Annotated in this window: 2 pseudogenes; both read left to right on the plus strand. The window is 75.6% G+C overall.

Annotated elements, in window-relative coordinates:
- A pseudogene (locus F6X68_RS32255) lies at positions 1-915 on the plus strand (hypothetical protein); the annotation flags it as partial.
- Positions 916-1070: 155 nt separating this feature from the next.
- Positions 1071-2241: pseudogene (locus F6X68_RS32260) on the plus strand (hypothetical protein); the annotation flags it as partial.

Here is a 2241-nt window from a genome sequence, read left to right on the forward strand (position 1 = left end):
CCGCCCCCACCGTCGGTGATGCCACCGCCGGTCAACGCGCCGCCCGCTCTTCCGCAGCAGTTCAGCGCGCCCCCCGGGATTCAGCCGCCGGTGAGCGCCCCACCCGGGGGCCAGCCGCCGGTGAGCGCGCCGCCGTGGAGCATGTCCGCGCCGCCGTGGAGCAGCACGGCTCCCCCGCAGGCGCTCACGGGCGCGACCACCGACGCCGACAGCGACGCCGAGCAACCGGACGTCGAGGAGGAGCTGGAGCGGGCCGAGTCGCAACGGCAGCGGGAGGAGGTGGAGCAGCCGGAGCCGGAGCGGGAGCGGGTCGACGACCTGCCGCCGGCGTACCTCGACATCGACGAGACGTTCCCGATGAAGGCGCAGCCCGTGCGGACCCGGTCGACGGCCGAGCACCCCGCGCAGCAGCAGGCGCCGGCCTTCCCGCCGCCGCCGGCGTACCCGATGATGCCGGAGCCCGAGGAGGGCAGCCGGAACCGCACGGCGGTCATCGTCGCGGTCGTCGTCGCGGTTTTGGCCGTGGTGGCGCTCGTCGGCGTGGGCGTGCTGGTGCTCAACCGGGACGCGGCGCCGCCAGCGGGACCCGGCTTGCCGTCTGCGGCCGCGCCGTCCGCGTCGGCGGCCGGTCCCCCGCCGGGCGGGCTGACGCTGAAGGACGACTCGGCGACGATCACCCTGAACTGGACGGACCCGGCGGGCGGCGGGGTGCCGTTCATGGTGGCCGGCGGCCGGACCGGCCAGGCGCTGGGCGTGATGGCCACGGTGGACCCGGGCCGGACCAGCTACACGGTCAACGGGCTGAACTCGCGGGTGGACTACTGCTTCACGGTGCTGGCGGTCTACTCGACGGACTCGTTCGCCACGTCCGGGCAGGTCTGCACGGAACGGGAGGGCGACACGCCGTCGAGCTGACCGGACACCACGGCGCGGCGCACACGCTCGGTGTCCACAGGGGGACGGTGCGGGTTCCCATGCCCCCGACCCGGCCATATGATGGCACCCGGCTCAGGGGAGGGTCGCCGTCATGGCGTGCCACCTGCCAGGGACGACACGGGAGGCAGCCGGTAGTGGCCACCATCGACGACGCCGGGCACGCCGGCACCGGCCCCCCGCGTCCCCGGCCCCGCCGGATGCGGGGCGGGGTCGTCACCATCGCGACGGTGGCCGCGCTGCTGGCCGCCATGGGGCTCACCGTCCACGGCCTCGGCGCGGCGGACAACGCGGTGGCGAGCCACGACGCGAGTTCCTGGCTGTGGAGCGCCGCGCGCAGCGAGCTGGCCCGCGTCAACGGGATCACCGCGCGGGTCGACACCCGCGTCGGGGTCCCGGGCGCCCGCCGGCACCCGGTGCAGGTCACCCAGACCGACCGCCTGCTGGTCCTGCGGGACCTGAACACCGGGCAGGTCAGCTCGCTGGACCTGGCCACCCTCCAGATCACCGCGACCACCCGGACGACCCCGGGGCTCGGCGTCAACGTCGCCCTGCACGAGGACGCGGCGTTCGTCGTCGACGCCGTGCAGGGTGTCGTCCGGCAGCTCGACCCGCGGTCGCTGACCCCGATCGGCGAGCCGGTGCGCTACCCGCCGGGCATCACCGGCGGGTCCTTCGACGGCGAGGGGCGCCTGTGGATCGCGGTGCCCAGCGAGGGCACCGTCTCGGCGGTCACCGCCGCGCCGCTGCCCTCCGCGCCCGCGTCGGCGGCCCCCGCCGGGGCCGGCCTCAGCCCGAAGAAGGTCGAGACGTACGACGTCGCGGACGCCAGCCACGAGCTGGTCCTCTCCACCCTGGACGACGGCGTCGCGGTGCTCGACCGTACGGCGGGTGCTTTGGTGCGGGTGCAGGGCGGCAAGGTCCGGACCACGCCGCTGACGATGGCAGCGCCGGGCGCGCTGCCGGCGCGGACGAGCGGGCCGGACGTGCCCGTGACGGTGCCCGGCGAGCGGCGGGTGCACGTGGTCGACAGTGGTGGCGCGGTCCGGGCGTTCACGGTGCCGGGCGCGGGCGACCAGCTCAGCCCGGCCGTGGCGTGGGCCGGGCGGTACTACTGCGCCGACGAGGCGTCCGGCACGGTCTACGCGTTCGACTCCGGCGGCCAGCTCGTCGACACCATCCGGGGCCGGGGCACCGGGCCGCTGGAGCTGGAGGTGCGGGAGAACCACCTCTTCATCAACGCCCCCGACTCGGCGACCGCGCAGGTGGTGGACGACAAGCACCAGGTCCGTGAGGTCGACAAGTACG

The organism is Micromonospora sp. AMSO12t (genome assembly GCF_008806585.1).
Taxonomy (GTDB): Bacteria; Actinomycetota; Actinomycetes; order Mycobacteriales; family Micromonosporaceae; genus Micromonospora; species Micromonospora reichwaldensis.